The sequence below is a fragment of the Bradyrhizobium sp. WBAH42 genome (assembly GCF_024585265.1).
Classification (GTDB): Bacteria; Pseudomonadota; Alphaproteobacteria; order Rhizobiales; family Xanthobacteraceae; genus Bradyrhizobium.
This window is the reverse complement of the sequence record NZ_CP036533.1, coordinates 3,762,400-3,787,769: the sequence shown is the minus strand read 5'-3', so window position 1 is coordinate 3,787,769 and position 25,370 is coordinate 3,762,400. Positions and strand designations below refer to the sequence as shown.

Annotated in this window: 24 protein-coding genes; 6 read left to right on the top strand and 18 right to left on the bottom strand. The window is 64.9% G+C overall.

The window, feature by feature from the left end; translation table 11 throughout:
• Nucleotides 1-117: 117 nt before the first annotated feature.
• The 4 genes from DCG74_RS17635 to DCG74_RS17620 all read left to right on the top strand — a co-directional run bounded on the left by DCG74_RS17635 (nucleotide 118) and on the right by DCG74_RS17620 (nucleotide 4,756).
• Nucleotides 118-2,394, top strand: a complete 2,277-nt coding sequence (locus DCG74_RS17635) for a transglycosylase domain-containing protein (RefSeq protein WP_172784218.1) — start codon at nucleotides 118-120, stop codon at nucleotides 2,392-2,394.
• Between the two features lie 9 nt (nucleotides 2,395-2,403).
• Nucleotides 2,404-2,982 carry a DUF1214 domain-containing protein gene (locus tag DCG74_RS17630; protein WP_172784217.1) on the top strand — a complete coding sequence of 193 codons (579 nt, stop codon included), beginning with the start codon at nucleotides 2,404-2,406 and terminating at the stop codon, nucleotides 2,980-2,982.
• Entirely contained in the window at nucleotides 2,979-3,563 is a 585-nt protein-coding gene (locus DCG74_RS17625; protein WP_172784216.1) for a DUF1254 domain-containing protein, read from the top strand. The genes DCG74_RS17630 and DCG74_RS17625 overlap by 4 nt, the downstream gene beginning before the upstream one ends.
• Nucleotides 3,564-3,973: 410 nt before the next feature.
• Nucleotides 3,974-4,756, top strand: coding sequence for a sulfite exporter TauE/SafE family protein (locus DCG74_RS17620; protein WP_172784625.1), 783 nt, complete (start codon nucleotides 3,974-3,976; stop codon nucleotides 4,754-4,756).
• Between the two features lie 7 nt (nucleotides 4,757-4,763).
• Here the strand turns inward: DCG74_RS17620 and DCG74_RS17615 are convergent, their stop codons facing one another.
• From DCG74_RS17615 to DCG74_RS17575, 9 genes are all read right to left on the bottom strand, one after another.
• Entirely contained in the window at nucleotides 4,764-5,372 is a 609-nt protein-coding gene (locus DCG74_RS17615) for a class I SAM-dependent methyltransferase (protein ID WP_172784215.1), read from the bottom strand.
• Between the two features lie 62 nt (nucleotides 5,373-5,434).
• Entirely contained in the window at nucleotides 5,435-6,283 is an 849-nt protein-coding gene (locus DCG74_RS17610; protein WP_172784214.1) for an SDR family NAD(P)-dependent oxidoreductase, read from the bottom strand.
• Nucleotides 6,284-6,412: 129 nt separating this feature from the next.
• Nucleotides 6,413-7,567 carry an L-dopachrome tautomerase-related protein gene (locus tag DCG74_RS17605; RefSeq protein ID WP_172784213.1) on the bottom strand — a complete coding sequence of 385 codons (1,155 nt, stop codon included), beginning with the start codon at nucleotides 7,565-7,567 and terminating at the stop codon, nucleotides 6,413-6,415.
• Nucleotides 7,568-7,660: 93 nt separating this feature from the next.
• Nucleotides 7,661-8,677 (bottom strand): AraC family transcriptional regulator, encoded by a 1,017-nt coding sequence (locus tag DCG74_RS17600; RefSeq protein WP_172784212.1) that lies wholly within the window; start codon nucleotides 8,675-8,677, stop codon nucleotides 7,661-7,663.
• 9 nt (nucleotides 8,678-8,686) lie between these two features.
• Nucleotides 8,687-9,481 (bottom strand): oxidoreductase, encoded by a 795-nt coding sequence (locus tag DCG74_RS17595; RefSeq protein WP_337993336.1) that lies wholly within the window; start codon nucleotides 9,479-9,481, stop codon nucleotides 8,687-8,689.
• 198 nt (nucleotides 9,482-9,679) lie between these two features.
• Nucleotides 9,680-10,150, bottom strand: a complete 471-nt coding sequence (locus DCG74_RS17590) for a DUF2147 domain-containing protein (protein ID WP_172784211.1) — start codon at nucleotides 10,148-10,150, stop codon at nucleotides 9,680-9,682.
• Nucleotides 10,151-10,358: 208 nt separating this feature from the next.
• A complete protein-coding gene (locus DCG74_RS17585; protein ID WP_172784210.1) occupies nucleotides 10,359-10,859 on the bottom strand; it encodes a heme-binding protein in 501 nt (166 codons plus the stop codon).
• Nucleotides 10,860-10,887: 28 nt separating this feature from the next.
• Nucleotides 10,888-11,481, bottom strand: coding sequence for a family 16 glycoside hydrolase (locus tag DCG74_RS17580; protein ID WP_246708742.1), 594 nt, complete (start codon nucleotides 11,479-11,481; stop codon nucleotides 10,888-10,890).
• Nucleotides 11,482-11,642: 161 nt separating this feature from the next.
• On the bottom strand, nucleotides 11,643-12,527 hold the full coding sequence (locus DCG74_RS17575) for a DUF1259 domain-containing protein (RefSeq protein ID WP_172784209.1): 885 nt from the start codon (nucleotides 12,525-12,527) through the stop codon (nucleotides 11,643-11,645).
• Between the two features lie 456 nt (nucleotides 12,528-12,983).
• On the opposite strand from DCG74_RS17575, the gene DCG74_RS17570 reads away from it, so the two are divergent.
• Entirely contained in the window at nucleotides 12,984-14,066 is a 1,083-nt protein-coding gene (locus DCG74_RS17570; protein WP_172784208.1) for a Cj0069 family protein, read from the top strand.
• Between the two features lie 132 nt (nucleotides 14,067-14,198).
• Complete coding sequence (locus tag DCG74_RS17565) at nucleotides 14,199-14,606, top strand: GFA family protein (RefSeq protein ID WP_172784207.1); 408 nt, start codon at nucleotides 14,199-14,201, stop codon at nucleotides 14,604-14,606.
• 306 nt (nucleotides 14,607-14,912) lie between these two features.
• On the opposite strand, the gene DCG74_RS17560 is transcribed toward DCG74_RS17565, so the two are convergent.
• From DCG74_RS17560 to DCG74_RS17520, 9 genes are all read right to left on the bottom strand, one after another.
• Nucleotides 14,913-15,392 (bottom strand): DUF411 domain-containing protein, encoded by a 480-nt coding sequence (locus tag DCG74_RS17560; protein ID WP_172784206.1) that lies wholly within the window; start codon nucleotides 15,390-15,392, stop codon nucleotides 14,913-14,915.
• 73 nt (nucleotides 15,393-15,465) lie between these two features.
• Nucleotides 15,466-18,657 carry an efflux RND transporter permease subunit gene (locus DCG74_RS17555; protein ID WP_172784205.1) on the bottom strand — a complete coding sequence of 1,064 codons (3,192 nt, stop codon included), beginning with the start codon at nucleotides 18,655-18,657 and terminating at the stop codon, nucleotides 15,466-15,468.
• On the bottom strand, nucleotides 18,654-20,075 hold the full coding sequence (locus DCG74_RS17550) for an efflux RND transporter periplasmic adaptor subunit (protein ID WP_172784204.1): 1,422 nt from the start codon (nucleotides 20,073-20,075) through the stop codon (nucleotides 18,654-18,656). The genes DCG74_RS17555 and DCG74_RS17550 overlap by 4 nt, the downstream gene beginning before the upstream one ends.
• A 79-nt stretch (nucleotides 20,076-20,154) precedes the next feature.
• Nucleotides 20,155-20,547, bottom strand: coding sequence for a FixH family protein (locus DCG74_RS17545; RefSeq protein WP_172784203.1), 393 nt, complete (start codon nucleotides 20,545-20,547; stop codon nucleotides 20,155-20,157).
• A 96-nt stretch (nucleotides 20,548-20,643) separates the two neighbouring features.
• Entirely contained in the window at nucleotides 20,644-21,006 is a 363-nt protein-coding gene (locus tag DCG74_RS17540; RefSeq protein ID WP_172784202.1) for a hypothetical protein, read from the bottom strand.
• Between the two features lie 152 nt (nucleotides 21,007-21,158).
• Nucleotides 21,159-22,346 carry an MFS transporter gene (locus DCG74_RS17535; RefSeq protein ID WP_172784623.1) on the bottom strand — a complete coding sequence of 396 codons (1,188 nt, stop codon included), beginning with the start codon at nucleotides 22,344-22,346 and terminating at the stop codon, nucleotides 21,159-21,161.
• A 60-nt stretch (nucleotides 22,347-22,406) separates the two neighbouring features.
• On the bottom strand, nucleotides 22,407-23,582 hold the full coding sequence (locus DCG74_RS17530) for an MFS transporter (protein WP_172784201.1): 1,176 nt from the start codon (nucleotides 23,580-23,582) through the stop codon (nucleotides 22,407-22,409).
• Nucleotides 23,579-24,940: an NAD(P)-binding domain-containing protein gene (locus DCG74_RS17525; protein ID WP_172784200.1), complete on the bottom strand. Its 1,362-nt coding sequence runs from the start codon at nucleotides 24,938-24,940 to the stop codon at nucleotides 23,579-23,581. The genes DCG74_RS17530 and DCG74_RS17525 overlap by 4 nt, the downstream gene beginning before the upstream one ends.
• Before the next feature lie 48 nt (nucleotides 24,941-24,988).
• Entirely contained in the window at nucleotides 24,989-25,306 is a 318-nt protein-coding gene (locus tag DCG74_RS17520) for a helix-turn-helix transcriptional regulator (RefSeq protein WP_172784622.1), read from the bottom strand.
• Nucleotides 25,307-25,370 lie beyond the last annotated feature (64 nt).

The window sequence follows — 25,370 nt, the reverse complement described above, 5'->3', positions numbered from 1 at the left end:
AAGTCCCTCGGATGCTGGCCGGGCGCCTTGGGTTTGCCGCAACATTCCCGCAAGACGTCTCGAGGCCGCCCCGGCCGGGTGCTTGAACGCTTTCGAAGCAAGCCTCAAGGGTTCTAGGTGCGCCAGATCATACCACCGCATTGGAAGCAGAGGGTCCGGAATTTCTTCCTGGATCTCGATGCGCGCATCGACTCCTCGCTGTTCTCCTCGGCCAAGGGCATCCGCGAACTCTACGAGCGCTACTCGACCTTCATGGACCGCTTCTATGTCGGGCGGTGGAAGCGCTGGGTGTTCATCGAGCCGCTGTCGGAGGCCGCAACCCTCGGGCTCGGCGGCCTCGTCGTGATGCTCACCCTCGCCATTCCCGCCTTCCGCGAGACCGCAGACGAGGACTGGCTGAAGAAGTCCGACCTCGCGGTGACGTTCCTCGACCGCTACGGCAATCCGATCGGCAGCCGCGGCATCAAGCACAACGACTCCATTCCGCTGGAAGACTTTCCGGACGTCCTGATCAAGGCGACGCTGGCGACCGAGGACCGGCGCTTCTACGAGCATTTCGGCATCGACATCGCCGGCACCGCGCGCGCGCTCGTCACCAACGCGCAAGCCGGCGGCGTGCGCCAGGGCGGCTCCTCGATCACCCAGCAGCTCGCCAAGAACCTGTTCCTGAGCAACGAGCGCACCATCGAGCGCAAGGTCAACGAGGCCTTCCTCGCGATCTGGCTGGAATGGCGCCTGACCAAGAACGAGATCCTCAAGCTCTATCTCGACCGCGCCTATATGGGCGGCGGCACTTTCGGCGTCGACGGCGCGGCGCATTTCTACTTCAACAAGTCCGCACGCGACGTGACGCTGGCGGAAGCGGCGATGCTCGCCGGCCTGTTCAAGGCGCCGACGAAGTATGCCCCGCACATCAACCTGCCCGCCGCCCGCGCCCGCGCCAACGTCGTGCTCGACAACCTCGTCGATGCCGGCTTCATGACCGAGGGCCAGGTGTTCGGCGCCCGCCGCAACCCGGCCTTCGCAGTCGACCGCCGCGACGAGGCCTCGCCGAACTATTATCTCGACTACGCCTTCGACGAGATGCGCAAGCTGGTCGACACCTTCCCGAAGTCCTACACCGAGCGCGTCTTCGTCGTCCGCACCGCCATCGACACCAACGTGCAGAAGGCGGCGGAAGACGCGGTCGAGAACCAGCTGCGCCAGTTCGGCCGCGACTATCACGCGACGCAGGCGGCGACCGTCGTCGCCGATCTCGACGGCGGCATCCGCGCCATGGTCGGCGGCCGCGACTACGGCGCCAGCCAGTTCAACCGCGCCACCGATGCCTATCGCCAGCCGGGCTCCTCGTTCAAGCCTTACGTCTACACCACGGCGCTGCTGAACGGCTACACGCCCAACTCGGTCGTGGTCGACGGTCCGGTCTGCATCGGCAATTGGTGCCCGCAGAACTATGGCCATTCCTATTCCGGCTCGGTGACGCTGACGCAGGCGATCACCCGCTCGATCAACGTCGTGCCGGTGAAGCTGTCGATCGAGATTGGCCGGAAGAACGAGCCGAAGGCGCCGAACCCGGCCAAGGTCGGCCGCGCCAAGATCGTCGAGGTCGCGCGCCGCTTCGGCCTCAAGGCGCCGCTGCCCGACACGCCCTCGCTGCCGATCGGCTCGGACGAGGTCACCGTGCTCGAGCATGCGGTGGCCTACGCGACCTTCCCCAACCGCGGCAAGGCGGTGACGCCGCATTCGGTGCTCGAAGTGCGCACCGGCGCCGGCGACCTGGTCTGGCGCTGGGACCGCGACGGACCGAAGCCGCGGCAGGCGATCCCCGCCTCCGTCGCCGCCGACATGGCCGGCATGATGAGCCACGTCGTGAGCGAAGGCACCGCGCGGCGCGCCGCGCTGGACGGCATTCCGACGGCGGGAAAGACCGGCACGACCAATGCGTATCGCGATGCCTGGTTCGTCGGTTACACCGGCAATTTCACCTGCGCAGTGTGGTACGGCAACGACGATTACTCGCCGACCAACCGCATGACCGGCGGCTCGCTGCCGGCGCAGACCTGGCACGACATCATGCTCGCCGCGCATCAGGGCGTCGAGGTCCGTGAGATCCCCGGCATCGGCATGGGCCAGAAGCTGCCGCCGCAGCCGATGGCCGCGCACGCCAGTGCGGCGCCGAAGGTTCTGGAGACCAAGCCCGGTCCGCCGCCGGTGCTGACCAAGCGCGGCGCCGACATCCTGGTGCGCGTCGAGAAGCTGCTGGATGATGCGGCCAAGGCTGCGAACAAGTCGACGGCAAATGACGGCAAGCCGTCCTCGTCGACGAGCGCGCTCGCCTTCCCGCAGAACTATGCGGAAGAGAACGCCAACACCTCCGCCCCGCGCAAGAACTGATCGAAACCCGTGCGGCTGATCCTGATCACATTGACGGCGCTTCTTCTTGCGACAGTCGTCGGCGTCGGCGCGACGTGGATGACCACGACGCGCGGCACCGAGATCGGCGCGCTGACCATCGGCGCCTGGACCGCGCGGCCGCGCACCGGCACCGCCGACGTCGACCCCTATTCGCGCGCCACCATCGTCCGCAACGGCGAGCTGCCGATCGGCACCGGCGACGGCGTCGCCTTCACCGCCACCACTGACGACAAGAAGAAGGCGCTCGACGGCCGCTGCGACGTGATCGTGTCCGGCGTGACGCCGCCGGCGCGGTTCTGGACGCTGACGCTCTACGACCGCAAGGGCCACCTCGTCGCCAACTCGCTGCAGCGCTACGGCTTCACCAGCCAGGAGATCGTGCGCTCGTCCGACGGCTCGTTCGAGATCCGGATCGCCTCGCGCTCGCGCGCCGGCAACTGGCTGCCGACCGGCGGCATCGAGCGTTACGCATTGATGCTGCGTCTCTACGACACGCCGGTCGGCGTTGCGACGCGCACCCAGCGCGATGCGCCGATGCCGAGCATCACAACGGTGGGCTGCTCATGATCCGGCTCGTCTTCACCATCGTTGCCGGCGTGGTGCTGGGCCTCGTGGTCCATCTCGTCAGCGTGCTGGCGCTGCCGCGGATCGCCACCCAGGATGCCTATTCGCGGCTGACGCCGATGACCAGGGTGAACGCCGTCACCCAGCTTCCTCTCGCCGATCCCAACAATTCGCCGATGCCGTTCATGGATCCGGCCTTCGCGCTGGCAATCTGCCGCTATGACCTGTCGGGCGGGCCGATCAAGCTGACGGTGCCGGTGAGCCAGGCCTACACCTCGGTGTCGTTCTACACCCGCAACGAGATCGCCTATTACGCCATCAACGACCGCTCCGCGGGCCGCAAGGTGATCGAGCTCGACCTGATGACGGAGGCGCAGCACAACGAGCTGCCGGAGGACGAAGAGGTCACCGCGGCCGACCGCCTGATCATCGATTCCCCAACCACGACCGGCCTGATCCTGATGAAGGCGCTCGCCCCCGAGCCCGGCCTGATGCAGCAGGCGCAAGGCTCGCTTCAAGCTGCGACCTGCGCTCCGCAGACCGAGCCGCCAGCCAAGGCCGAGGCGCCGCGCGGACGGCGGTGAGCGCGGCCGTTTCGGCGAGCTAGAACAAAAGTGCGAAAACAACCCCATGCACAGTAGCGGGGGTGTTGAAATCATTACGCTCTTCGGATCGGTGATGTTGAGGCTGCTGGCCGTGCGTGCGCCGCTCTTTGACTCGTCGGGCAAAACAGGGGCATACTGGCATCATCGAGAGTTCGTCACACCCGCGCGGAGCCATCCGTCGCGGGTGTTTTCATTTGGGGGAGCACGGAGCGCCATGCTTCGACAGTGGTTCTCTGAAGCCAAATCAATGCGCGTTTGCAACACGCAAAATTCTGGACTACGCTTTAGCTCAGCCCCACGCCCTGCCGTAAGCAGGTGTGAAGCTCCCCGCCACGACGGATTACGGGCAAGCTTGATTTTGCGCATTGGCGCATTTTTCTGTCGTGTCCATGCGAAACAATTCCGCCGCGTTCGGCTCGGGCGCAATCATCGGCACTCTGGGCGGCCTCATTGGTCTTGGTGGCGCGGAATTTCGGCTGCCGCTGCTCATCAGTCTATTCAGGTTTCGCGGCCTTGAAGCCGTGGTTCTCAACAAGGCGACGAGCCTGATCGTGGTGGCGAGTGCGCTGCCGTTTCGCGCAGGCGCCGTTCCGTTCGCCGAGATACATGCCCATTGGCCGATCATCCTGAACCTGCTGGCGGGCAGCCTTGTCGGCGCCTACGCCGGGGCGTCCTGGGCGACGCGTCTCGAGTCCGGGACGCTGTACAGGGTCATTGCCGTCCTGCTGCTCGTGATCGCGGGCATGCTTCTGTTCGCACACGGCAACGAGGCCGCGACCACTCCGGCGCTGACCGGCGCGAGCCTGATCGTCGCGGGCATCGCAGCGGGCTTTACGATCGGGATCGTGGCATCGTTGCTCGGCGTTGCCGGAGGGGAATTCCTGATCCCCACCCTGATCCTGTTGTTCGGCGCGGACGTGAAGCTGGCAGGCAGCCTCTCACTCGCGGTGAGCCTGCCGACAATGCTGGTGGGATTTGCGCGCTATAGTCGCGATCAGAGCTTTTCGGTGCTGCGCGCGAATTGGCGGTTCATGCTCGCAATGGCGATTGGATCCATAACCGGCACATTCATCGGCGGTCTGCTTCTTGGCGTCGTCCCGAATTCGATTCTTCTGCCGGGATTGGCTGTGATCCTGGTCGTTTCGGCAGTGAAAATCTGGCGGCATGAGTGAGACGGCCTCAGGCATAAGGCGTTCCGGCCTGCGATTGCAACTGCCGTCGCCGACGGATGCGATAAACCGATGCCGGCGGAATATTGAGCGCGGTTCGCCCGACCAGGCTCGCCTTCAGCCCGAGACGGTCGAGGATGGGCCGGGGCACCGGGCAGCGCGGTCCGTAGGTGAACTGATAGAGCGTGCCGCCCTCCTGCATGTGGCGGAAGGCGCCCGTCAGGATCGCGATCACCTTGCGCGGCGACATCGACAGGAGCGGAAGGCCGCTGACGACGGCCGCGGCTGGCGCCATGAACGGCTCGTACTGACTTAGCTGGCGCGCATCCATCCAGAGCACGCGCGCTCTCGGGAAGCGCTCCTGCAACAGGCGGACGAAATCCGAACCGTATTCGATCAGCAACAGGTCACGCTCCGCGACGCCGTGCCGGAGCAACGCCTTGGTGAAGATCCCGGTGCCCGGCCCGAGCTCGATCACCGGCCCAGTCCCCGGCGTGATCTCCTGCGTCATCAGGCGCGCCAGTGACTGGCCCGATGGCGCGATGGCGGAGACCTGCCAGGGATTGGACAGGTACGAGCGGAAGAACTGGAAGAAGTCTGCAACTGCGGTCGCGTTCATTGCGATCCTCTCTGTTTCCCGCTGGCGAAGGGAGCGATCCTGTCCGGAAAGGGCTGGTGCGACTACGATGCGATGTTGTGTTGCCGGGCCTCGCCCTGAGCCGCGCTGGAAAGGGGTTCCCACGCTTCCCACATCGCGAGGCGATCGGCATAGGCGGCCCGGGCGCGCGGCAGACCTTCGGTTCCGACAAAGAACCGCAATGGCGGATTCTCGGCGTCGACGATCTTCAGGATCGCATCGGCCGTCGCCTCCGGCTCACCAAAATCCAGCTTGGCGCCGGCGGCAAACACCTCCGCCCGCGTGTTGCTGTAGGCGTTGATGACTGGCGCGATCCTGAGCGAGGCCGTGCTAGCGAACCCCGTCGCATAGGCGCCAGGCTCGAGCAGCGTGACTTTCAACCCGAAACCCTTGACCTCCTGGGCCAGGCTTTCATGGAGAGCTTCGATCGCGAATTTCGAGGCGTTGTAGAACCCGGTGATGGGCCCGGCGACGATGCCCGCAACGCTGGACACGCCGATGATGTGGCCGCTGCCCTGCCGTCGCAGCAAGGGGAGCGCGGCCTGGATGACGCGAAGGGTACCGAAGAAATTGGTGTCGAACTCAGCACGGACATCGGCCTCGTGTGCCTCTTCGATCGCCCCGACCAGCGCGTAGCCGGCGTTGTTGAGCACGACGTCCAGCCGTCCGAAATGCGCGTGAGCCCGGGTCACGGCATTCTGCACCGCATGGGCATCGGTCACGTCCAGGGCGATCGGCAGCACGGCATCGCCGTAGACTTCCGAAAGATCGGCCACGTCAGCCAGAACGCGGGCGGTGGCAGCCACGTTGTCGCCACGCTTGAGGGCGGCCTCCGCCCAGACGCGGCCAAAGCCGCGGGATGCCCCGGTGATGAACCAGACTTTGCCAGACATGCGATATCCTCGATTGGTTGAACGCCGACTTTCCAGCTTTTCGTATCGTCGGCGTGGACACACGGCAGTGACAGACGGCGCCACCGAAGCTGCAGCAAGCGCCAAAGAGGATGCAGGAGCGGCCGCGGCCTACGGCTTGAGCCGGTAGATGAAGTACGGCTGACGGGCGAGCAATCGGTCCCGAGGCGGTGGTCCGGCAAATTGGCCCATGTAGGCCGACAGCGCGCTGTCCGTGAAGTACAGAGAGCCGCTCGGTCCAGCCGCCACACCATCGGCCCATATCACATCGCGCGAGCGCACCAATGTCTTGATGTCTTTGGTCTCGGGATCGAATGCCATCAAGCCGCCGTGCTCGACATCGGTCAGGATGACATGGCCCGCCGTGTCCACCGTGATGCCGTCACTCATGGGCTTAGGCCCTAGAACTTCCACCTTCCTAGCAACGTCCGAAGGTGCGAGAGTCTTGTCCACGACGGCGGAAAGTGGGGCCCGGCACAGATGGGAATTGGTCATGCCGGCGAGATAGACCCATTTCTGATCGGGGCTGATCTCGATTCCATCGAGCCCGGCGGCGACATTCACGAGACCGTAGCCCATGCGGTAGACGCCAAACGGCGTCTGCATCAGCCAATTCTCTGGCAAAGTGCAGGGATGTTCCGCCAGCGCAGTCCGGAAGCTGTGGTCCTCCACGGAATAGACGATAAGCTTCGGGGCGGTGAACCGCAGGATGCCGGTGTGAGCCAGAAGGATGTATTTGCCATCGGCGGTCACTCGCAGATCCTGCGCGAACTGAGCCTCTTTACCGGGAAACTCAAAATATGCGACGCGTTCGCGCGTCGTCAGGTCGAAGGCCCACAGACGCGTGTGCTGGAAATCGAGGCTGGCGGGTTCGATCAGCCAGATACGGTTCTGGTGGTCGATGGTCATGCCGAAGCTTCCCTGGAAATCCCGTTGACTCTCCATCGATGGAAACGGCGTGATCTTTCCATCAGCCCATTCGAACATCGTCGCGGCTGAAAATCGCCCGGCTCGAGCGATGGGATGGTAGTTGAAGTAGACATGTCCGTTGGGAGCGACGGCCACATTGCCAGGCGGGTAGTCGAGCTGAATCAGCTTCTCAAGCTTGGTCAGCCCCTGCGGGTTGTCAGAGCCGATGTCGGGATAGAGCGTACCGCCTCCATACTCGAATTTGACGAACGCCAGCGCGCCCGCTACTGCAAGCGTCAGAACGAAACCAGCGCGCAACGCAATGCGCCTCATACTTTTGCTTGATTGCCTTCCCATCGATCGCTCCATCTTGATCGCAACAATCCAGCGTTCATTGAGGAGACGCTCTCGCCGTCACTTCAATGTCAGCTGCGTTCGGATTTTGGATGATTAGTGAATCTTGTTGCCGTGCAGCTCGCGCCAGCGGCTCGGCGTCACGCCTTCCCAGTACCTGAAAGCGCGATAGAACGAGCTTGCGTCCTGATAACCCAGAAGGCACGCGACCTCGTCGATGTCAGCCGTCGGATCCGACAGAAGCTGCCGCCCGAGCTCCTGACGCGCCTCGACGAGGAGTTCGCGGAAGCTCGTTCCTTCCTCGGTGATGCGGCGCTGAAGAGTCCGCTCGCTTAAGCCGAGATCGCGCGCGACGTCGGACAATTCGGGCCGTCCGCTCGCAAGGCTCCGCTTGAGGACGACCTTCACCTGCTCCCTGACGGAGCTGCGCGCCTTCAATTCGCCCAAGGCTGACGCCAATGCCGGCGTCAGGATTTCGAGCAACTCCTTGTTGTGCCCGGGAAACGGACGATCGAGGTCGGCGGATTTCAGGACCAGCAGGTTCCGCGCCGCGCCATAGCGGATCTGGCATTCGAAGTATTTCTGGTGGACGTCGCTCTTGGAGCGAGGACGAACCAGCTCGACCCGCTTCGGCGTCAGATGCTGTCCCGTACCACGGCGCCCGAGCTCGACCAGCGAGGCGAAGGTCACGTCGGTCGTAATCGCGGGCTCCGGATCCGTTGCGTACGGCCACTCCGTCGTGACGACGCACTCGTCCTTGCCATCCTCGACGTGCAGCTGTTCGGGCGAGCACAACCGCTTGAAGCGCGCGAGGCGGTTCAGTCCATCGCGATAGTCCCTTGCATAGAAAGCAGCGAGGCTCGACGGCGGATGCACCGCCGTCTCGACGCTCTGCACCAGCATCAAGCCGAGCCCCGGCTCCGGCTTCAGCTCCTCCAGCGCTCGCCAGAGCGCAAAATATTGCACCGTGGTGACCTGCCCCTGATCGTTCAGGTGCAAGGTTGCCGGCAGCTTCGCCTGCCGCAACAGCACGGCCGGCGGCACGCCGATATGTTCAACGGCCTGCCAAAAGGCCCGGGGAATCTTGCACCTGTCCGCCGCCGTTCCGCTCATGACTGAACCTTAGCGCATCTGGCTCATGATGACGCGATCGAACATGCGATCGCCGAACCATTCGCGAATCTTGATCATGGGAAGCGCATATTTGCCCGCGACGTAGCGCGTGCGCGGCTTCGGCTCCCGCACAGCCCTGGACACGATGTCGGCGATGACGCTCGGATTGGTGCCGCGTCCCTGTCCATAGGCTTCACGGGTCGATTTCGCGACCGCCTGGGTCAGTTTGGCGTAAGGGCCTTCACCCGATCGTTTGAGCAGGCCATTGGCGACCACATCGCCGAATCCCGTCTCGATCAGGCCGGGCTCGACGACGACGACCTTGATGCCGAATGGCGCCAGTTCAAGCCGCAGGCAGTCGGACCAGCCTTCCAGCGCATGCTTGGTCGCGTGGTACCAGGCGCCGAGGAGCGTGTAGATCTTGCCGCCCATCGAGGTGATGTTGACGATCGTGCCCGCGCGCTTCTCGCGCATCTTCGGCAGCAGGAGCTGCGTCAGGCGGGCGGCGCCGAACAGGTTCACCTCGAACTGGTAACGCGCCTCGTCGATGCCGACCTCCTCGACGGGACCGTAGAGGCCGAAGCCGGCGTTGTTGACGAGCACATCGACCCCGTCCACCTCGCGCAGGATGGCATCGACCGCCGCCTGGATGTCGGCCTCGCTCGATATGTCCATGCGCAGGGGCCGCGCCCGTCGACGTGCCGCGCGGCGACGAAGACCTGAAAGCCGTCCTTGATCAGACGCCGTGCGATTTCCTTGCCCATGCCGGAGGAGGCTCCGGTGACGAGCGCCGTTCTTTTCGATCTGTCGAACATGTCAACCTCTCTTCGTTCCGATCCTTATCCTGCCGCCTTCCTCGGTACGGATTGACTGACCAAGCGCGCCAATAGACTTGCACAACCCGCCAATCCTGGCGATCACTTAAACCGCTGTATTCGCAAGAAAAAAAGCGCGGTCCGGGCGACCGCGCTTCGGTAGAACGGCTCGATATTGGCGGAAGCCCTACCCGCGAACCCGGTGGAATGTGCGGGTCTGTCCCATCGCCGGCAGGCCGAGATAGCCTCGCAGATGCATCTTGCCGTCCTTGACGGCGGCCTTGCAGTTGTAGGTGCGTCCCGATGAGGCGTCATAGATCGAGCCGCCGCTCCACTCGCCATTTTCCCAGTGCAAGCCCGTGATGAACACGATGTTCTTTAGCGACCGCGAACGCAGCGTGGGATCGGGGTTCTTGGCGTCCTTCTTGAAGGTGACGTTGTCAGCCTCCACGATCTCGTTGCCGTAGAGCATGCGCGCCTGGAATTCTGCGCCGGCCTTGAACATGTCGAGCTTCACGGTGCCGTCGTCCGCCTCCCATGTCCCGACGATCGCATCGGGGACCGGCGCCTCGCCGTGCGCCATCGGCATCAGTCCGATGTTCAGGGTTGCCATCAGCAGGAAGATGGCGGATCGACGGGATAGTGGGGATGATTGCATGGTCTGTTCCTTGGTCTGCGGTTGGCGGAGCGATCAGGCCGCTCGCTGGTCTCGCAGGTGTCTAGATTTCAGGAACAGCGTTGGCAGCGGCAGAAGGCGCCAGCGGGATTGCGAGACGTGCCAATCAATGCCGCGACCGGCGACGCGCCCTCGATCGCGTTGCAGACGGACACGTATACTTAGCGGATGATCTGAAATCCTTCGCCCCTCAAAACTCCAGCTTGTCGCGAATGGCCTCGATCCCGGCTTTCGCGCACGCTTCGTCCGCGTCACCGCCCGGAGCGCCGGAAACGCCGACCGCTCCGACCAGAGAACCGCCGGCTTCGACGATCAGCCCTCCGCCTATGATGACGGCTCCGGGAAGACTACGAATGCCTGACTGCATCATGCCGGGCTGGCTGAGCGCGTTCAGTTCGGTCGTGCTGGTTTTGAACGACGCCGCCGTCCACGCCTTGCCGGATGCCGTCGAGGGCGTGTGAGAGCCAGCGAAGCGATCGCGCAGCACCACTTGGGTGATACCGAAGCGATCGACGACGGCGACGGCAACCTGATATCCACGGCTGCGGCAGCTATCCAACGCGGCGCGCGCGAGATCGAGCGCCAGCTCCGGACTCAGCGACTTGTAGGTGACGAGGGTCTCTTCCGCCCGCATGGGGCCGACAAACGCAGCCAGCAGAATCGTCGCCACCGACAGACGGCGAAAGCTCATGGTCATCTCCGACAGAGGTGGACAACTTCTATTTGGTCTCACCATATGTCAGATCATCGAACAAGGTCACGCTATCTGCCTTGGTCCACAGGCCGATCATGCCGGCGTCCGTGATGGTGGCGTCCTCCACCTCGAATAATGGCTTTCCGTCAAACGTCACCTTGAAGCGATTTCCCGCGAAGTCGCAACGCAGCGCGTGCCATTGCCCTGATTGCACCGGCGTGTTGACGCCGTAGCCACCCTTGCGTCCGACAATCTCCAGCGAATTTCGTATGCCCTTGATCGTCTTGTAGAGCACCACGTTGTCCTCCAGCGCGTTGGCCCGGACGACGTAATAATTGTCGGCGTCCTTGGCACGCCAGATGATTCCCGCGGCGCGATCCTCGGACCCGGACACCGCCTTGAACTTCACTTCAACGAAGCCGTTGCGGATGTTGGTATCGCTCTTGATGGCGACGGGAAAAGTCGCCCGTCCGGATTGCTTGAGGACGTTGGGCTTGCTCGGCGCCGTGGGCTCCGCCTCGACGGTCCATTTCGGTTCACCCTTGCCGGTCATCGTGAGAGTCCAGCCTGCCGGCGCCGTTCCAGCAGGAGCGTTGTCGAAATTCAGGGTTTCGGCCATGGCGTTCCCTCCCATCAGCAAAGCCAGCATAAGCGCCAGGACGAGACTGGCCCATGCAGACGGCCGCGACCGAAAGGCCAAAGCGGCGCGCATCGTCGGCTGTCCCAACCTCTGACATTCGATCATTGAAACGCCTCACGCTGCATTTTCTATGCCTTGGCTCAGCTCTTGCTGCTGGCGGTCTTCTCGATCGCCGCACGCAAGCCTTCGGCAAGCTTGACCGCGTCGTCGTTGGCCCAGAAGTGCATGAAAAAGAGTCGCGGCTGTTCGTTCAGCATGTGGCTGTGCAGCGCCGTCACCTCGATGCCATGTGTCCGCAGCGCCACGATGACCGGATTCACCTCGTCGCTGGTCAGGACGAAGTCGCCCGTGATGGCCGCCTTTCCGCCGCCGGTCGGCTGGAAATTGATGGCGGTCGCGACGCCCATCGCACCGACCGGCGTCAGCAGCATGCCATCGTCGGAGACAGGGTCTCGCCGTTTGACGTTGAACTGGTAGACGCCGCCATTGGCCTGCCCCTTGACGCCAATGATCTGATCGAGCTTCGCCGTGTCGAGATCGATGGAGGGCGAGTTCGCTGCCGCGGCGACGCTCAGGGGCGTCTTGCTTTCGGCGAGGGCATCATGGATTGCCGACGCCAGCTTGACCGGGTCGCCATGTCCGGCGACGTGCATGTAGAAGGTCGCCGGGCTTGCGCGCAGCAGATGGTTGTGCACGGCGGTGATCTCGAGACCGCTCGCAATCATCTTCGCCATCACAGGGCTGACCTCGCTCTCGAGCAGCACGAGGTCACCCATGACCATGGTTCCGCCATGCGCGGGCTTGAACGCGAGCCAGCCGCCAAGCGCCAGCGCCGGCTTGATCGTGACACCATCCAAAGTCACGGTGAGATCGGTGCGCGGAAAGCCGTAGCGATGGACATCGTCCGCAACCATCGGCTTTCGCCCCAGTGTCTCATCGACCTTTTGCCAGTCGATGCCCTGCGCGTGAGCGCTCGTGATGAAGCAGGCAGCGACGCCGATCAGTGCCGAAACAGTCTTATGCATGGATCAGCTCCCTTGAGCTCTGGGTCCCTGCCCCAGGTGATGTCGGATGGTGAGGCGGGCTCCGACCGCCGCGCCAGACGCAGCAGACTCGCCGCCGAGGCGCATGCCATGGCGATGCGGCGGCCGATCCCGGCAAGTCGGGCGGATTGCGGAATGGAGCTGCGGTGTGTGATGACATGCGGCGCCCTTGGTGATCAGGACGCGATGCTTGGGCATGTCGCCTCGCGGGGAGATCGCACATCCCCGTCGCGCCGACTAAAAACCCGCAAGACCGGGCTGTCAACCGGCGCACGGCCGCGCCACGTCACGAAGAGTTGCCCCTGCGAAAGGAACTCGCCAGCCCATCTTGAAACGACGAGGCGGTTTCACATACATTCTCCGGGTGGGGACGAGGCAGACTCCCCGTGAGACCCAGGTCCAAGCTCTGCGCAGCACGCACATACGTGGAGCTTGCGCATGGACACCGAACGTCACTCTCCTCCCCTCCGAACCATAGCCATCCTCTCGCGCGGCGACGTTGCCGCGCGGCGCGAGGCGACGGCGCAGAACAGCCGCTTCGTCCGCGTCTTCGAAGCGCTCGCCGCCGCGGGCATCGAAGCCTTCCCGGCGATCTACGACGAGAGCTTTGCGAGCGCGGTCCGCGAACAATTGCTCGCAGCCGACGGCGTGCTGGTCTGGGTCGATCCGATCCATCAAGGCAAGACCCGCGCCGATCTCGACGCCCTGCTGCGCGACGTCGCAGCGCAAGGACCATGGGTGAGCGCGCATCCGGACGTCATCCTGAAGATGGGCGTCAAGGAAGTGCTCTACCGAACACGGCATCTGGGCTGGGGCGCCGACACGCATCGCTACGACACCGCCGCAGGCTTCCGCGGCCAGTTTCCGGCGAACCTTCGTGCCAGCGGCCCACGCGTGCTGAAGCAGAACCGCGGCAATGGCGGCCAGGGCGTCTGGAAGGTGGAGGCGCTGCCCGGCACGGACGGCATGGTTCGCGTGCTGCATGCGCAGCGCGGCAGCATGCCGGAGGACATGCCGATGGACGCCCTGTTCGCCCGGTGCGAGCCCTATTTCGGCTGGGGCGGCTGCATCATCGACCAGGCGTTTCAACCGCGCCTGCCCGACGGCATGATCCGGTGCTACATGAGCGGCGCCAAAGTCGCAGGCTTTGGACACCAGAAGATCAAGGCGCTGATCCCGCCGCCGCCGGAGGGACCTGATACGCCCGAGGCGCAGCCCGGGCCGCGGATCATGCACGGGCCTGATGCTCCGCAATTCCAGGCGCTGCGGCGGTCGATGGAGGACGAATGGACGCCGCAGATGATGGCAACGCTCGGCATCGATGAGCCCTCGTCATTGCCGGTGATCTGGGACGCGGACTTCCTGTACGGGCCGACAGATGCGGCCGGCGCGGACACCTATGTGCTCTGCGAGATCAACGCGAGCTCGTGCTTTGCGATCCCCGAGGAAGCGCCGGCGGCGATCGCGCGGACGGTGAGGCAACGCCTGCGGCTACCTGAGAGCACACGGGCGCAAGGATAGCCTCGCGGGCGGAGCCGCATTGGCAGCAGCTGTCAGGCGACAGTAGGACGCAATCGCAAATCGACTGCGTTGTTGAAGCCACCAGGCGCGAGAGCTATCGATCTGAAAACTCGACTTCGATCGGAGGAACGCATGAGCACCATCACGGGCGGCTGTCACTGCGGCGCAATCCGTTACGAGGTCGAGGGCGAGGCAATCGTACACGCGCTTTGTCACTGCCGCGATTGCCGGCTTCATGCCGGGGCTCCGGTCGTCGGCTGGACGATGTACCCGGACAGCGCCGTCAAGGTGACCAAGGGCGAGCCGAAGGTTTACCGCTCCTCGGAACACGGGCGGCGGCACTTTTGCGGCGACTGCGGAACCGGACTGTTCTACGTCAATACCAACATGATGCCGGGGATTATCGACATCCAGAGCGCGACCTACGACGATCCCGAGGCCGTGCCTGCCACGATGCAGATCCAGGTCGCCGAGCGCCTGCGCTGGATGGAGCATGCGCACGAACTGCCGGCGTTCGAGCGCTATCCGCCACAACCATAGGCTAGCATCGCGCTGCACCGTCTAATGTGTCCCCCGCACAGCACCAAGGCAGCCCCCAAGGCTATCGCATACGACTTGTAGCACGGCCGGTGCGCACGCCTCGTCCTTCGAGACGGCGCTTACGCGCCTCCTCAGGATGAGGCTCATCGGCATCAGTGTTCGTTGAAACCGCTGCCGCGCACTCCGCCCTCATCCTGAGGAGCCCGCTGAAAGCGGGCGTCTCGAAGGATGGCCGCAGGGAAGAGCTCTCAATGGATAGCCCCCGCACAGCCCGGTGCATCATGCCGGTATGGTAGCGCGCCTTGGTCAATCAATCGCCTGCGCGCCGATGAAGCGCATGAACGGCTTTTGGCCATCGGCACCGAACAGCACGACCTCGTAACGCTGCGGCGTGCCGCCTTCCATCCCGGGCGATCCGACCGGCATGCCCGGCACGGCGAGTCCCTTCGCGTTGGGACGCTCGGAGAGAAGGCGCCGCACGGCCGCAGCCGGCACGTGCCCCTCGACGACATAACCGGCGACCTCTGCCGTATGACAGGCGACCAGGTTCGAAGGGATGCCGAGACGCGCCCGGATCGGGTCGAGGTCGGGGGTCTCCTCCACCTCGACGGTAAATCCTGCATCCCGCAGATGCTGCACCCAGCCGGCGCAGCAGCCGCAGCTCGGATCACGGTGCACCGTGAGTGTGGCTGCGTCGGGCGCCGCCGCGGCGGGCCTTGCAAGAGCGGCCGCGGCCATCAGCCCGACAAGCGACCGGCGGGTCATCAAATATGCACGTTGCTTCATCTTCGGCTTCATCTTCGGCTTCCTCTTCTGTCGCTCCGGCGCTCCAACATTTGATCGTGCATCATGGCTCGCGTCATCCGGCCGGCTCCACGACGCGCAATCTGGCGCCGATCGGCTTTGGCGTCTCGGTCGATGGCGCCTTGTCCTCGCGCTTGGGCGGCAAGCGGACGCCCTTCACCAATCCGAAGATCGCGGGGATCACGATCAGCGTCAGCAGCGTCGACGATATCATGCCGCCAATCATCGGCACCGCGATCCGCTGCATGATCTCCGACCCGGTTCCGGTGCTCCACATGATCGGCAGCAGGCCCGCCATGATGGCGACGACCGTCATCATCTTGGGACGCACGCGCTCGACCGCGCCCACCATGATGGCCTCGTGGACATCCTGCCGGGTGAAGCCCCTGCCCTCGGCGCGGCACGTCGCCTTCATCTCGGCCAGGGCATGCTCGAGGTAGATCAGCATCACGACGCCGGTCTCGGCGGCGACGCCGGCGAGCGCGATGAAGCCGACGGCGACGGCGACCGACAAATTGAAGCCGAGCCACCACATCATCCAGATGCCGCCGACCAGCGCGAAGGGCAGCGACAGCATGACGATGAGGGTTTCGGTCATGGCCCTGAAATTCAGGTACAGCAGCAGGAAGATGATCGTCAGCGTCACCGGCACCACGATCTTCAGGCGCGCCGCGGCGCGCTGCAGATATTCGTACTGGCCGCTCCAGACCACGTAATATCCGGGCGGGAACTGGATGCTGTCAGTCACGGCGCGTTGCGCATCGGCGACGTAGCTGCCGATGTCGCGATCGCGGATGTCGACATAGACGTAGGTCGCGAGCTGGCCGTTCTCGGTCCGGATCGAGGTCGGGCCCCGCGCCGGCTCGACCTTCGCGACCTCGCCGAGCGGCACCGCGCCGCCTGCGGGCATCGGCACCAGGATATCGCTGGCGATCGCCTTGGGATTGTCGCGCAGGTCGCGCGGATAGCGCATGTTTACCGTGAAGCGCTGCCGCCCTTCCACCGTCGTCGTGACGGTCTGACCGCCGAGCGCGGCCGCGATGGTGTCCTGAACGTCCTGGATCAGGATGCCGTAGCGGGCGAGCGCCTCGCGATCCGGGACGATCTCGAGATAATAGCCGCCGATGCCGCGCTCGGCGTAGGCCGATGCGGTGCCCGGGACCGCCTTGATCACGCGTTCGACCTGCTTCGCCAGCCGATCGATCTCGACGAGGTCGATGCCCATCACCTTGACACCGACGGGAGTGCGGATGCCGGTGGACAGCATGTCGATGCGCGCCTTGATCGGCATGGTCCAGGCGTTTGAGACGCCCGGAAACTGCAGCGCCTTGTCCATCTCCGCGATCAGGCTGTCGATGGTGACGCCAGGGCGCCAAAGCTCCTTCGGCTTCAGGCTGACCACCGTCTCGAACATCTCGGTGGGCGCCGGATCGGTCGCGGTCGCCGCCCGCCCCGCCTTGCCGTAAACCGATTCGACCTCCGGGAACGACTTGATGATGCGGTCCTGCGTCTGCATCAGCTCGGCCGCCTTGGTCACGGAGATGCCGGGCAGCGTGGTCGGCATGTAGAGCAGCGTGCCCTCGTTCAGCGTCGGCATGAACTCGGTGCCGAGCTGCCGCGCCGGCCAGATCGTGACGGCGAGCACGACGAGCGAGGCCAGGATCACCAGCGTCTTGGCGCGCAGCACGCCCTTGATGACGGGGCGGTAGATCCAGATCAGGAAGCGGTTGATGACGTTCCTGCTCTCGGGAACGATCCTGCCGCGAACGAAGATCACCATCAGTGCCGGCACCAGAGTGACGGACAGCAGGGCCGCGGCGGCCATCGCGAAGGTCTTCGTGAACGCCAGCGGGCTGAACAGCCGCCCCTCCTGCGATTCCAGCGTGAAGATCGGCATGAACGAGACGGTGATGATGAGCAGGCTGAAGAACAACGCCGGGCCGACCTCGGATGCCGCATCGATCAGGATCTGGACGCGCGACTGACCGGGCTCGGCGCGCTCGAGGTGCTTGTGCGCGTTCTCGATCATGACGATCGCGGCATCCACCATGGCCCCGATCGCGATCGCGATGCCCCCGAGGCTCATGATGTTGGATCCCAGGCCCAGCAGCTTCATGGCGCCGAACGCCATCAGCACGCCGACCGGCAGCATCAGGATCGCGACCAGCGCGCTGCGGACATGGAGCAGGAACACGATGCAGACGAGCGCGACCACGATGCTCTCCTCGAACAAGGTGTGCTTGAGCGTGTCGATCGCCGCATAGATCAGGCCTGAGCGGTCGTAGACCGGGACGATCTCCACCGATTTCGGCAGGCTGCTCGCGATCTCCTTGAGGCGCTTCCTGACGTTTTCGATGACGTCGAGCGCGTTGACGCCGAAGCGCTGCAGCACGATGCCGCTTGCAACCTCGCCCTCGCCGTTCAGCTCGGCAATGCCGCGCCGCTCGTCGGGTCCGAGCTCGACATTGGCGACGTCCCGGAGCAGCACCGGCGTGCCGTTGCTCGTCTTCAGGACGATGTTGCCGAGATCGTTGATGCTCTTGATGTAGCCCTTGCCGCGGATGACGTATTCGAACTCCGACAGCTCGACCGTTCGGCCGCCGACGTCGGCGTTGCTGGCGCGGATCGCCTCCCGGATCTTCTGCATGCTGATGCCGCGGTCGCGCATGCGCTGGGGGTCGAGCACCACGTTGTACTGCTTGACGAAGCCGCCGATGCTGGCGACTTCCGCAACGCCTTCGGCCTTGGCCAGCGCGAATTTCAGATTCCAGTCCTGGATGGTGCGCGTGTCGGCGAGGTTCAATTCTTTCGACATCACCGCGTACTGATAGACCCAGCCGACGCCGGTCGCGTCGGGCCCGATGGTCGGAGTGACGCCGACAGGAAGCCGCGACGTGGCGCCGTTCAGGAACTCCATCACGCGCGAGCGCGCCCAATAGATGTCGGTGCCGTCCTCGAAGATCACGTAGACGAACGACACGCCGAAGAAGGAGAAGCCGCGCACCACCTTCGATTTCGGCACGGTCAGCATCGCCGTCGTCAGGGGATAGGTGACCTGGTCCTCGATCACCTGCGGCGCCTGGCCGGGATATTCAGTGTAGACGATGACCTGGGTGTCCGAGAGGTCGGGGATCGCGTCGAGCGGCAGATGAAGCAGCGCGTAGAAGCCGGCGGCGGCCGCAAAGCCGGTGCCGAACAACACCAGCAGCAGGTTGCGCGCCGACCAGGCGATGATGCGGGCGATCACTTGTGCTCTCCCGTCGCATGGCCGGCATCGGAGGCTTGAGGCGCAGCCTCGGCAAAGCCTTTCAGCGCGGCCTTCAAATTGCTTTCGGCATCGATCAGGAAGTTGGCGGACGTGACCACCGCTTCGCCTTCGGCAAGGCCGTCCCGCACCTCGATCAAGCCGCCGCCGCGGCGCCCGAGCTTCACCTCCCGCGGCTCGAAGCGCCCGTCCCCCTTGTCGACGAGGACGGCCTGCCGCGTGCCGGTGTCGAGCACCGCGCTGTCCTGGATCGCCAGGACGGACGCGCCATCTGCCGTATCGACGTCGGCATCGACATACATGTCCGGCAGCAGCACCGCCTCGGGATTGGCGAGCTCGATGCGGACGCGGACCGTCCGGGTTTCGCGGTTCACCTGCGGATAGATCACCGCGATCTTGCCGGTGAAGCTGCGGCCGGGGAAGCTGCGCGCGCGCACCGCAACGGACTGCCCGACCGCGATGTTGCCGAGATCCCGCTCGGCGACGTCGACCAGCGCCCAGACCAGCGAGGTGTCGGCAATGCGGAACAGCACGTCGCCGGGATTGGCGCGCATGCCTTCGATCGCGTTGCGCTCGAGCACGATCCCGTCGCGCGGCGCCGACCAATGGATGGTGACGGGCGCGACATGCGTTTTCTCCATCTCGGCGATCACCCGCTCGGGGACGTCGAGATTGACCAGCCGTTGCCGCGAGCCGCGGCCGTACATCTCGACGCCGCCGACGGTCTTGGAGGTGATGGTCGCGAGGTACTCGGCCGCCGCGGAGGCGACCGCCGAGCTGTAGATCTCCATCAGCAGCTGGCCCGCCTTGACGCGGGTGCCGGTGGTGACGTCCGCGATCTTCTGCACGAAGCTCTCGGCGCGCATCGCGATCACCGAGACGCGACGCTCGTCCAATTGGATCGTACCGGGCGCCTTGACCAGGGCCCGGACCGATCGACGCGCGACCGGCTCGGACTTCACGCCGCTGCGCTGGATCTTGCCGGGCGACAGCTTCACCGAGCCGTCATCGACGTCGTCGCCTTCGTAGACGGGGACATAGTTCATCCCCATCGGGTCCTTCTTCGGCACCGGCGAGGTGTCGGGCAAGCCCATGGGATTGCGGTAGTAGAGAATCTTGCGCGATGAAGCCGCCTGCGCTGGTCTCGGCTCTGCCTGGGCGGCCTTGTCGTCATCGTAGACCGGCAGATAGTCCCGCCCGCGGTCATCCTTCTTTGGCCCGGCGGACCAGAGCGGCGCGCCACTGGGATCGCGATAGTAGAGCGGAGTCCGGTCCGCTGGCGCCGCAGCCGGGGTCACTTCGGCATGGACCGACCAGCGCCCCTCGTTCGAGGACCAGTACGCGCCAAGGGCGAGGCCGCCGCCGAGAGCGAGAGCAGTCAAGAGACGCAACGTCTTCATGGTTGAATTCGCGCGCTCAGAGCGCGTCCATGTGAATGGGAAAGAGAAGTTCGGGCGCCATCCGGCGGCGCCCGAAAGCTCACTTGATCGCCTTGACGACGACCTTGCCCGTGACCGTCTCGGCCTCACCCTGCACCTTCGCCGAGAGCGTGACCTGATAGCGGCCGGCCATCGGCAGGTCCGTCCTAAAGGCGTAGACGCCCGGCTCCTTGGACGGCAGCGGTGCGACCGCCGATTCCATCTCGGCCATGCCGTCCGGCGCCATGTCCACGCGCGTCTTGAAGATGACGGCGTCCGGCACCGGCTTGCCGGTCTGCTTGTTGGTCAAACGAACGGCGAGCGTGACGTCGTCGCCCTTCTTCATCTCGGGATTGATCGGCTCGAAAGCATAGTCGCCGGCGCCCGCCAACGCGGCCGAGGCGGCAAGCGAAAGGGTGGCGGCAACAGCCGCAGTGCTGAATTTGGAAAGCATTGTCCTGTCCTCATGAATTGATCTCGACCGTGACGCAGGAACGCGCACATCAGCCGTCGTCGCGCGGGGCGTGCCCGCGCGCGTCTTTTACGGAGATCAGATTCGAGGAGGCCGGAAGGGAGGACTGCCGCCGCGGGAGGCGACGACCTGATCGGCGGGAATAGCCGCTTCCGCTGCCGCGACGGCAAGGAATTCGAAAGCCAGGGGACGAATGTCCGCAAGTGCAACGGTACCGCCGACACAGCAGAAGCCCATCCCGCACTTGTAGCTGCTGTCGGAGCCCGTTCCCTTCATGTCGGGACAACAATCGTCCATCGACATGTCGCCGTCGCCGCCGACCGGCATGGCCGCCTGCATATCACCCGCCGACATCGTAAGGCTGGAAGCGGACGCACCAGCCGGCAGCATCGCCAGGGATATGGCGATGGCGAGTGCCAGGATGGTCCGAACGATCCGCATCAGACGTCTGCTTTAACCTTTTGGATACCCTTTGGAACCGCAATGCAGCCTGAGTAACATAGTCTGCGGCCGAAAGCATTCTTTGATCCGGGTCAAGCATTCGTGAGCAAGGCTCGGATCCCTGTCAGCCCGATCGCCCGCATCCTGCTCGCCTATTGCGACCTCGATACCAGCTCGTCGGACCGAGCCGTCCGCGACCATATCAACGCGAGCGGGCCGAGTGCGATCCCGGTCGCGAGCACGGTGAAGGCCAGCAACCAGCCCTCTGCACTCTGCGGACCGCCAGCGGCATCGAGGGCAACCCCGGTTCCCCACGCTCCGATCGCCGACAGGCCGAACCCGACGGTCGAATGCAGGGCCAGAGTCGCGCCGCGATGCTCCGAGACAGCTGCAGCCGACATGCCGGCCGTCAACGCACCGGAATCCGCCGGCACCGTCAGGCCATAGATCACCAGCAGCAGCGCCAGCACCCATGCCGGCGCCGTCGCATTCAGGCCGATGATGAGCGCAACGCAGGCCGAAGCGATCATCACCACGGTGATCGCCCGATGTCGCCCGAACTTCAGTGCGGCCTCGTTGCCGAGGATGCTGGCGGGCATGGAGATCACTGCAAAACAGAAGCTCATCAGGACCGGGCTCAGCCACGAGGGCGCGCCCTGATGCGCCACGACGTAGGTCCAGAAGCCGACCAGCCATGTGCGAATGCCGTAGAGCTCGAAGCAATGCGCGCCGTAGCCGAAGATGTAGCCGAGCGCCTCGCGGTTGGCGAAAACGGGCGCGAAGTTCAAAAGGCGTCCTGTTCTTGGAGCGGGACTGCGGCTCTCGATCAAAAGACACGCGACCACCATCGCGATGGGGCCGATGCCGGTCACGTAAAACGCGGTCCGCCATCCCCAGCCGTCGGCGAGGACTTGCGCGATCAGGAACGACAAGCCGACGCCCACCGAGAAGCTCGACGTGTAGAGCGTGACCGCCCGCGAGCTGTCGCCGGCGGGCAACCGGTCCGTCAGTGCCTTGAGCCCTGGCATGTAGGCACCGGCAAAACCAAGGCCAGCGAGCGACCAGATGATGGTCCCCGACCAGAACCCTTGCGCGAAGATGCCAAACGCGACGGTCGCTACTGCGCTGACGACAGAGCCGCAGAGGAGCACGAGCCGTGCGTCGATGCGATCGGTCAGCGTCGTGAGCACGGGCACCGCCAGCATGTAGCCAAACGCGTAGCCGCTCGCCATCATCCCGCCCTCGGCGGCGGACAACCCCCACGCCGGCATCAGATGCTGGGCGAGATTTGCGGACAACGTCACGTGCGGCAGCAGATTGCCGAGCTGGCCGATACACATCACCGCAATCAGCGGCCGGCCGCGCAAGCTACGAATGTTCTCCTCCCGTCGGACAGGGACTCATGCCGTCTGATCCCCACGAAGCAGCAGAAGCGCGAAGAACGCAGAGACCGAGGCCAGCGCGCTGATCCAGAGCGCGCTGCTGCCGAGATGCTCCACCATCAGTCCCAGCGCAAGGGGCGCGAAAGCGCCCGTTGCCCTGGAAGGCAGCGAAATCATCCCGACACGCCTGCCGAACCCGACCGGCCCAAACAGCGCCAACGGCAGCGTACCACGGGCAATGGTGATGATGCCGTTGCCGGCGCCATACAGCACCGCGAAGGCCGGTGCGAGCCAAGGGCCGCCTGCGACCAGCGCAAGCACGCCGATGGGATTCATGAGCATGGCGAGCCTCGCCGACAGCAGCGGATGAAACCGGCCAAGCCATCCTGCTTCCAGAAGGCGGGCACCGACTTGCGCGGGTCCGACCAATGCTCCTGCCAACAACGCCTGTGCTGGCGTGGCGCCGAACGCGATCAGCATGGTGGGCAGAATGGCCGAGACTCCGGAGCTGACAAAACTTGCGGCCGCAAACATGTACGCCAGCAGTATCATGACGAAGGTTTCGCTCTGCCGGCCGGATTGCCGGCTTGCGCCCGTGCTCGGTCCGGCCTCCTGATGCAAGGGAGCGGCGCGGGGCAGCGAAAGGTTGAGCGGCAAGGCAAGGCCGATGTGGATCACCGCCCAGAGCTGGCAGGCCGCGCGCCAGCCGTACTCCGTGGCGAGCCAGGTCGTGAGCGGCCAGCCGAGCGTGCTGGCGAAACCGGCGATCAGGGTGATGCCGGTGATCGTTCGTCGCGCATCGGCGCCGTAAATGCGCGCAAGCGTCGCGAACGCGGCTTCATAGAGGCCCATGCCCATGCCGATCCCGAGCAGGATCCAGGCTGTAATCAGCGCCGCTACGCCATAGGCCGCGGACAGCAGCAGCAAGCCCGCCGCGAAAACGAGGTTCGAGACGGCAAGCATGCTGCGCCCACCGAACGTATCGATGGCATGCCCAACTCTCGGGCCAAGCAGGCCGGAGATGATGAGCGCGCCCGACAGCGCTGCGAACACGTAAGTCGGCGCAAGACCGAGATCGCCCGCAATCGGCGCGGCCAGGATCGCAGGAAGATAGTAGCTCGACGCCCACGCGATGGTCTGCGCGGTGCCGAGCGCGACGACGACGGTGAGCGGGCCCGCAGTGCCTCGGCTCATGAGCAACCGCACCCCACACCGCCCGCCTTCCTGGCGGATTCATCGGCGGCACAGCAGGCCGAGGGTTCGGCCTTGGGCGGACCACCGCAGCATCCTGCCGCGCCGGTGGACTCCACGCCACCGCGTGTGCAGACGCCGGTCTCCGGCAGCACGAGCTCGACCCGTGCCGCAGCCTCCTGGTCGCCGGCAATGTCCGCAACGATCGAGCGGACCTGCTCGTAGCCGGTCATCATCAGGAAGGTCGGCGCGCGGCCGTAGGACTTCATGCCAGCCAGATAGAAGCCCGGCTCATCATGTGCCAGCTCGCGCGCGCCGTGAGGCCGCACGGTTCCGCAACTATGCTCGTTGGGGTCGATGAGCGGGGCGAGCGCGAGGGGCGCCTCGATCGCCGGATCGAGCCGCAGCCGCAGCTCGGACAGGAACGAGAGATCGGGCCGGAAGCCAGTCGACACCACCAGCTCATCGGCAACCACACTCCGCGCAGCAGGGCCGGCGCCTGCCGAAATCCTGAGGCGGCCTTCGAACTCCGAAATATCGGTGACAGCGAAGCCGGTCTCGACCGCAATCCTTCCGGTGGTCACGAGCGCGGCAAAGGTTGCCCCCAGCTCGCCGCGCGCGGCAAGCTTGTCGTTGCGGCCGCCGCCAAAAGCCTTTGCCGGATCGTCGCCGCGCAACAGCCAAACGGGCCTGGTGCCGGGCGCCTCCTCGGCGAGCTGCGCGAGATCGATCAGCGTGCCCAGGGCGGAATGGCCGGCACCGAGCACCGCCACGGTCTTGCCCGCATATCTGCCGCGAGCGGCGCCGCTCACAGCCGGCATGCCATAGACGATGCGGCCGGCGCATTCGCGTTCGCCGAACGCCGGCAGGCCGTTGCTGCCGGCGGGATTGGGCGAGAACCACGTGCCGGAGACGTCGATGACGGCATCGGCGCGCAGCAGCTCGTCGCCTTTGCCGTTCTGGTAGCGGATTTCGAACGGCGCTTGGCCCCGCCCCTTCGTCTTCGCCTTGTCGAAGCCGGCGCGGCTGATCGCCGTGACACGGCTCGAGGTCCGGATCGTCTCGCGCAATGGCGTTCGCGTTGCCAGCGGCGCGAGATAGTGATCGATCAGTTCGCCGCCGGTCGGATAGGAGCTCGGGTCCGGCGAATTCCATCCAGTCGGCGCAAGCAGGCGCGCCGCCGCCTTGTCGACATTGTATTCCCACGGCGAGAAGAGCTGGACGTGCTGCCAATGCCGCACCGCATGCCCGGCCTCCGGTCCAGCTTCGAGCACCACAGGGGACATGCCGCGTTCGAGCACATGAGCGGCGGCTGCGAGGCCGACCGGGCCCGCCCCGATGATCGCTACCGTCTTGTCCATTTCGTATGCTCCATCCTTCTAGAATTATGGAATAACTGACCAAATGATTCAGGCTGCGGTCTGGGTATCCCTACACCCCGCTTCTTCCGCACAGCACTCCGAGACCAGAAAATCGACCAGCCCCCGCATGGCGTCGAAATTGGCGCGACAGATCAGGGTCGTCGATTCCCTGCTCTGACCGACCAGTCCGACCGAGACCAGGGTCTTGATGTGGTGCGACAGCGTCGAGGCCGGAATCTTCAGCTTGTCCTGCAGGCGGCCGACCGGCATGCCCGCATGCCCGGCCCGAACCAGCGCACGGTAAATCTGCAGGCGGGTCCGATTTCCGAGGGCTTCCAGGCGTGCTGCCGCGTCGTCGATCTTCATGAACGCCATGATGCGCGCCTGCACATCGAGTGTCAAACGGTATTTCTAGAATATTCGAAATTAC

What these genes read in the sequence shown, in the direction of transcription:
- DCG74_RS17550 (WP_172784204.1), bottom strand. Translation starts at nt 20,075, where the DNA reads ATGAAGACGTTGCGTCTCTTGACTGCTCTCGCTCTCGGCGGCGGCCTC.
- DCG74_RS17530 (WP_172784201.1), bottom strand. Translation starts at nt 23,582, where the DNA reads ATGAGCCGAGGCACTGCGGGCCCGCTCACCGTCGTCGTCGCGCTCGGC.
- DCG74_RS17570 (WP_172784208.1), top strand. Translation starts at nt 12,984, where the DNA reads ATGGACACCGAACGTCACTCTCCTCCCCTCCGAACCATAGCCATCCTC.
- DCG74_RS17620 (WP_172784625.1), top strand. Translation starts at nt 3,974, where the DNA reads ATGCGAAACAATTCCGCCGCGTTCGGCTCGGGCGCAATCATCGGCACT.
- DCG74_RS17560 (WP_172784206.1), bottom strand. Translation starts at nt 15,392, where the DNA reads ATGAAGCAACGTGCATATTTGATGACCCGCCGGTCGCTTGTCGGGCTG.
- DCG74_RS17605 (WP_172784213.1), bottom strand. Translation starts at nt 7,567, where the DNA reads ATGGGAAGGCAATCAAGCAAAAGTATGAGGCGCATTGCGTTGCGCGCT.
- DCG74_RS17585 (WP_172784210.1), bottom strand. Translation starts at nt 10,859, where the DNA reads ATGAGCTTTCGCCGTCTGTCGGTGGCGACGATTCTGCTGGCTGCGTTT.
- DCG74_RS17540 (WP_172784202.1), bottom strand. Translation starts at nt 21,006, where the DNA reads ATGCGGATCGTTCGGACCATCCTGGCACTCGCCATCGCCATATCCCTG.
- DCG74_RS17580 (WP_246708742.1), bottom strand. Translation starts at nt 11,481, where the DNA reads ATGGCCGAAACCCTGAATTTCGACAACGCTCCTGCTGGAACGGCGCCG.
- DCG74_RS17520 (WP_172784622.1), bottom strand. Translation starts at nt 25,306, where the DNA reads ATGAAGATCGACGACGCGGCAGCACGCCTGGAAGCCCTCGGAAATCGG.
- DCG74_RS17565 (WP_172784207.1), top strand. Translation starts at nt 14,199, where the DNA reads ATGAGCACCATCACGGGCGGCTGTCACTGCGGCGCAATCCGTTACGAG.
- DCG74_RS17545 (WP_172784203.1), bottom strand. Translation starts at nt 20,547, where the DNA reads ATGCTTTCCAAATTCAGCACTGCGGCTGTTGCCGCCACCCTTTCGCTT.
- DCG74_RS17535 (WP_172784623.1), bottom strand. Translation starts at nt 22,346, where the DNA reads ATGTGTATCGGCCAGCTCGGCAATCTGCTGCCGCACGTGACGTTGTCC.
- DCG74_RS17610 (WP_172784214.1), bottom strand. Translation starts at nt 6,283, where the DNA reads ATGTCTGGCAAAGTCTGGTTCATCACCGGGGCATCCCGCGGCTTTGGC.
- DCG74_RS17590 (WP_172784211.1), bottom strand. Translation starts at nt 10,150, where the DNA reads ATGCAATCATCCCCACTATCCCGTCGATCCGCCATCTTCCTGCTGATG.
- DCG74_RS17625 (WP_172784216.1), top strand. Translation starts at nt 2,979, where the DNA reads ATGATCCGGCTCGTCTTCACCATCGTTGCCGGCGTGGTGCTGGGCCTC.
- DCG74_RS17615 (WP_172784215.1), bottom strand. Translation starts at nt 5,372, where the DNA reads ATGAACGCGACCGCAGTTGCAGACTTCTTCCAGTTCTTCCGCTCGTAC.
- DCG74_RS17600 (WP_172784212.1), bottom strand. Translation starts at nt 8,677, where the DNA reads ATGAGCGGAACGGCGGCGGACAGGTGCAAGATTCCCCGGGCCTTTTGG.
- DCG74_RS17525 (WP_172784200.1), bottom strand. Translation starts at nt 24,940, where the DNA reads ATGGACAAGACGGTAGCGATCATCGGGGCGGGCCCGGTCGGCCTCGCA.
- DCG74_RS17575 (WP_172784209.1), bottom strand. Translation starts at nt 12,527, where the DNA reads ATGCATAAGACTGTTTCGGCACTGATCGGCGTCGCTGCCTGCTTCATC.